This is a genomic window from Geobacillus sp. WSUCF1 (assembly GCF_000422025.1).
Classification (GTDB): Bacteria; Bacillota; Bacilli; order Bacillales; family Anoxybacillaceae; genus Geobacillus; species Geobacillus zalihae.
Window position 1 is genome coordinate 1 of sequence record NZ_ATCO01000148.1, and the last position, 5380, is coordinate 5380.

Below are 5380 nucleotides of genomic sequence, written 5' to 3' on the forward strand. Positions count from 1 at the left end.
GGTGGGGGCTTCTCGGGTAACCCCATCTCATGATGGGAAGTTGACCGAGCGATCCCCGTGTGTCCCACGGTTTTACTAAAATTCACTTTCGACTTTCACTTCGTTTAGAAGTGGGAGACTTCTTTCGGAAAGATGTTAAATCAATTGCGATTTCGGCGCGCGGTCGATGTTCTCAAGCATCAGCCCGGTGCCAAGGGCGACGCAGTCCATCGGATTTTCGGCGATGAACACCGGAAGCTTCAGCTCTTCGGCAAGCAGCAAATCGATGCCATGAAGCAATGCGCCGCCGCCCGTTAAAATGACGCCGCGGTCGATGATGTCCGCCGACAATTCTGGCGGGGTGCGCTCGAGCACGCTTTTGGCGGCTTGTACAATCAAGGACACCGGCTCGCGAAGCGCCCGTTCGATTTCTTCTGAACGAATGGTGATCGTGCGCGGCAATCCGGTGACGAGATCGCGGCCGCGGACGTCGATTTCTTCGGACCGTGCGCCTGGGAATACCGTTGCGACCTTAATCTTGATTTCCTCGGCCGTTCGCTCCCCGATGAGCAGCTTATATTCGCGCTTGATGTAGTTTAAAATCTCCATATCAAACTTGTCCCCGGCCATTTTAATGGAAGAGGCGGTGACGATGTCTCCCATCGAGAGAACCGCGACGTCAGTCGTGCCACCGCCAATATCAACGACCATGTTTCCGCACGGCTGAAAAATGTCCATTCCGGCGCCAATGGCTGCGACTTTCGGCTCTTCCTCCAAGTACACTTTTTTGCCGCCGCTTTTTTCCGCTGCCTCTTTGATCGCTTTCCGTTCCACGGATGTTGTGTTCGTCGGGCAACAAATCAAAATGCGCGGTTTGGCGAAAAAGCCTTTTAGGTCGAGCTTGCTTAAGAAATGCTTCAGCATCGCTTCGGTAATGTCAAAATCCGCGATGACGCCGTCTTTGAGCGGCCGAATGGCAACAATATTCCCAGGAGTACGTCCGACCATTCGTCGTGCTTCTTCGCCGACTGCGAGCACTTTGTTCGTGTGTTTATCGATCGCCACGACGGACGGCTCATTGAGCACGATGCCTTTGCCTTTGACGAAAATGAGGACGTTCGCCGTGCCTAAGTCGATGCCGATGTCTCGTGAAAACATATGACTTGCTCCTCCTTGCCTCTGCCCTAAAATCATTCCTAATTGTTTATTCTACCATATTTGCCTCCCGGAATGATACTGCAAACGGCAGATGGCAAGGAAAAAGTCAGTTGTTTTTCACCGTCTGCTTTTTATACTTTTTCTTCGTTGCTTCCCCGCCGCGCAAATGGCGGATCGATTTATGGTAATCGAGAATTTGTTTGACTTCTTGGGCCAGTTCCGGGTTGATTTCCGGCAGCCGCTCGGTCAAGTCTTTATGCACGGTGCTTTTGGATACGCCAAATTCTTTCGCAATGACGCGAACGGTTTTCCTTGTCTCCACGATATACTTGCCAATCTTGATCGTACGCTCTTTGATGTAATCGTGCACACCACTCGCCCTCCCTAGGTTGGATGTGAGAAGTGAGAAGTGTGAAATGAGACTCGTCTTGCCACTGATGAGCGCCGCTTTCGTTGGATGTCTTAGAAGCGTCTTCATCGCGTCGCTTGCCGGTTGTGAACGATCCCCACCTCAACCACTCTCATTGCTGTTCAATTTGTAACATTTTATTAGACAAATCGGGCATATATACCAGAAATATCAAGGCGGACAACGGTTTTTTCACAATTTTTTTGCGGTTTGTAACGGAGAGAAAATGGGAAACGACTATAATAGAAAAGTCAAAGGAGGAGCGAGAATGGGAAACGGAAAGACGATCGGCATCATTGCGGCGCTCGTGGGAGCAGCAGCGGCGAGTGCGTTGTTCATGTACACAAACAGCAGTGATCAACCGCAGGCGAAAGACGATTTGCTTGGCCCCGCTCCGGCCGGCAAACCAGCGCCCGCGGGCGGAAAAGGCATCATCGCCGGGACGCTGGAGCCGTCGCTCACGTACGAAAAGCAACACGATGCTTACGTGTTTACGTTTACGGTCAAAAACCAAACCGAACGCGTGCAAACGGTGACGTTTACGAGCTCGAAAAAGTATGACTACGTTTTATACCGCGATGGACAAAAGGTGAAGCAGTTCAGCGAAGGGAAGATGTTTGCGCAAATTTATGAGGAACGGCCGTTAAAACAGGGGGAAGAGCTGTCGTTTCAGGAAACGTTCCGCGACCTAGAGCCGGGGACGTATACGCTTGAGTGGTGGCTCGCTGATCCAAACTGGCCGAACGCGCGGGCGAAGGCGACATTTACGGTCGAGTGAAGGCGCTGCCGGTTTGCCTTCGCGGCTGTTGCCGCGCTCGCCATCCGGCGTCTAAATTAGGAAAACGCTCCTGTCCCGAGCGCTTTTTGCGGCCTTTTCCAACAGGAATTTCTGCATCGATGTTCTTTTTTGCCCGCGCTGCCACAAAAAGAGGGATGCTCACCCATGGATGAAGCATCCCGTTGCAGCGCCGAAAAGATTTTCCCTGCATTACGACAAAAAGAAAGCCCCATACACAAGCGCCAAGACGATGACGTACGCTGGGTGGATGCGCCATTTGCCAAACATCAAAAAGGCGCTGGCGGCGATTTCAGCGAATTCTTCATCCGCCATCCAGCGGTATTTCGCCACCACTTCAGCACGCACAAGCGGGATCGAGGACGGCCCGCCCCCGTATCCGAGCATGCCGACGCGGAAAAAAGCAAGAAATAAATGCCATTGGTTCATCGAAGTCATCCCTTTATCGTGAGTCTCACCAAGCGGCGACCGCCCCGTCCGTGCGCGGCTCCGTCCCGGCGGCAAGCACGCCGGTGTCAGGATCGCGCCAAATGATTTGTCCGCGGCCGAACGGACCTCCGTCTAAGGCAAAGCGAATGTCATGCCCTTTGCGTGCGAGCGCTTCGGCGATATGGCGCGGGAAGTGCGGCTCGACGAGCACCGTTTTTCCTTCCATCCACTGCCAGCGGGGAGCATCGAGCGCCGCTTGCGGGTTCAAGTCAAAATCGATGGTGTTCATGATCACTTGCAAATGCCCTTGCGGCTGCATAAATCCGCCCATGACGCCAAACGGGCCGACCGGCGCACCTCCTTTGGTCAAAAAGCCGGGGATGATTGTATGGTACGGCTTTTTCCTTGGCGCCAGCCGTTCGGGTGACGTTCGTCAAAGGCGAAGTTATGGCCGCGGTTGTGCAGAGCAATGCCCGTGCCTGGGACGACGAGGCCTGAGCCAAAGCCCATATAGTTGCTTTGAATGAACGACACCATATTCCCTTCGCCGTCGGCGGCGGCCAAATAGACCGTTCCGCCTTTTGGCGGCGTCCCCGGCTCCGGCGTGAGCGCCTCCGCGCCGATTTGCGCCCGGCGCATCGCGGCAAACGATTCCGACAACAGCTCGTCTGGGCTGCAGTTCATATAGCGGCGGTCGGCGATGTACGCTTTCCCATCGGCAAAGGCAAGCTTCATCGCCTCGATTTGCCGGTGGTGCGTCTCGACATCCGGGACGCTCGGCACGTCAAACCCGTTCATGATGTTGAGCGCCATTAAAGCCACAAGCCCTTGACCGTTCGGCGGAATTTCCCACACCTCATAGCCTCGGTAGGAGACGGAGATCGGCTCGACCCATTCCGGTTCATACTCGGCGAGGTCGTCCGCCGCCAAAAAGCCGCCGTATTGCTTCGAGAAGGCGGCGATTTTTTCCGCCAGCTCGCCGCGGTAAAAGCTTTCCGCTTCCGTTTCGGCAATGGAGCGCAGCGTCGCCGCATGGTCCGGCGAGGCCCACACTTCGCCGATCTTCGGCGCGCGGCCGCCCGGCGCAAACGTCGCAAACCAGGCGGCAAACTCCGGCCCACGAAGCGCTTCTTTGTATGTACGAAACGCCGCAGCCCAATACTTTCCGAGCACTGGCGAAACCGGATAGCCGTTTTCCGCATAGGCGATCGCCGGTGCGAGCGTTTCCACAAGCGGCAGGCGGCCGAAGCGCTTTGACAGCGCCGCCCACGCCGCCGGCGCCCCCGGAACGGTCACCGGAGCGAAGCCGTACTTCGGCATCTCGGTATAGCCGAGCTCTTTGAGCGCTTCAATCGAGATCGATTTCGGCGCATAGCCGCTCGCGTTTAATCCGTACAGCTTCCCGTCCGTCCAAACAAGGGCGAACGCATCGCCGCCGATGCCGTTCGATGTCGGTTCGACAACCGTCAAGCAGGCGGCCGCGGCGATCGCCGCATCGATGGCATTGCCGCCTTTTTTCAACACATCAAGCCCCGCCTGCGCCGCCAGCGGCTGCGACGTTGCGACGACGCCGTTTTTCGCAAACACCGTCATCCGCTGCGATGGGTAGGGGTGGTATAGGTAGTCCATGGCCGCGATCCCCTTTCTTTCGTTAAGCGAGAAATAAAGCGTTTCCATAAACAAAACCGTTTCCGTTTTCATTTATTTTAAAGGAAAGAAGGGAAGATTTCCATTCTGCTCTCTAAAAATATAAAGAATATTCAATCCGCCTATCGTGCTAAACGCTAATGTTCAACTGGCAGTCTATTGTTTTTGGAACTTAAACTAACACCTGAATCCGGGACAGAAGTGTATCAAAAATACCGGAAAACCCAATCGTGCCGAGGTTTCAACTCAATTTCGAATGTTCACCTATTCGGTGAAGAACTCCGAGTGCAGAGTGCAGTATTTTGTTAATTTATCAAGTTTTTTTTGGCGGTTTGAACGCGTCTTTATCATGGATTCAGAGTAACATATTGGAACAGGAAAATGTTCTTGCATGAGGCCATTCTCCTTTGGTATGGCTAGCCCCGCTTTCGTTATGCAGATGACCCGCCAGGCAGACCATTTTGATGTTGGCCCAAGTTTATCTATCATCGAAGGAATGGAACAGGGATTAAAGCAAGGAATACAGAAAGGAATAAGACGAGGGATGAAAAAAGGGCGTCAAAAAAATCGAGGAAGGGAGGCTCGACGTGGCGAAGAAAATGCTGGGGAAAGGGTACGATATCGACGCGATCCACGCACTGACCGGACTGCCGTTTAAAAAGATCGAACGGATGAAGGAACAAACCTTTCTCCGCAACCCTATATTCCCATTGTCGTCGACCCCCAATCGCGCAAAAACCCCTGGGGATCGACGACAATGTTCCTTTGCTTCAAAATCCTACAACCATCAAGTCCGAATATTATTGACAGAATATTTGAAACGTGATACCCTAGAAACAGCCGAAAGGGGAAAAGCTTGATTTAATGCGCATGGTTTGGGTTTTTATCGTACCTATGAGGGATTGAAACTTGCGGAAGGCGCTCGAAACAGACCGGAAGTGAGCGCGTTTTTATCGTACCTA

At 53.5% G+C, this 5380-nt stretch carries 4 protein-coding genes and 2 pseudogenes; 2 read left to right on the forward strand and 4 right to left on the reverse strand.

Features of this window, described 5'->3' with window-relative positions:
- Positions 1-135: 135 nt before the first annotated feature.
- Both I656_RS02975 and spoIIID read right to left on the reverse strand, forming a co-directional pair.
- Positions 136-1137, reverse strand: a complete 1002-nt coding sequence (locus tag I656_RS02975; protein ID WP_033006404.1) for a rod shape-determining protein — start codon at positions 1135-1137, stop codon at positions 136-138.
- 106 nt (positions 1138-1243) lie between these two features.
- Complete coding sequence (gene spoIIID / locus I656_RS0116485; RefSeq protein WP_011232801.1) at positions 1244-1507, reverse strand: sporulation transcriptional regulator SpoIIID; 264 nt, start codon at positions 1505-1507, stop codon at positions 1244-1246.
- 307 nt (positions 1508-1814) lie between these two features.
- Here spoIIID and I656_RS02970 point away from each other — a divergent pair, with 307 nt between their 5' ends.
- On the forward strand, positions 1815-2324 hold the full coding sequence (locus I656_RS02970) for a BsuPI-related putative proteinase inhibitor (protein WP_033006405.1): 510 nt from the start codon (positions 1815-1817) through the stop codon (positions 2322-2324).
- A gap of 294 nt (positions 2325-2618) precedes the next feature.
- Here I656_RS02970 and I656_RS19945 read toward each other — a convergent pair.
- A pseudogene (locus tag I656_RS19945) lies at positions 2619-2771 on the reverse strand (chromate transporter); the annotation flags it as partial.
- 25 nt (positions 2772-2796) lie between these two features.
- A pseudogene (locus tag I656_RS0116495) lies at positions 2797-4472 on the reverse strand (gamma-glutamyltransferase family protein).
- 533 nt (positions 4473-5005) lie between these two features.
- Here I656_RS0116495 and I656_RS02960 point away from each other — a divergent pair.
- Entirely contained in the window at positions 5006-5278 is a 273-nt protein-coding gene (locus tag I656_RS02960; RefSeq protein WP_020756266.1) for a hypothetical protein, read from the forward strand.
- The last annotated feature ends 102 nt before the right edge of the window (positions 5279-5380 follow it).

Coding starts and splice junctions, on each gene's coding strand:
- I656_RS02975 (WP_033006404.1), bottom strand. CDS start 1,137: ATGTTTTCACGAGACATCGGCATCGACTTAGGCACGGCGAACGTCCTC.
- I656_RS02970 (WP_033006405.1), top strand. CDS start 1,815: ATGGGAAACGGAAAGACGATCGGCATCATTGCGGCGCTCGTGGGAGCA.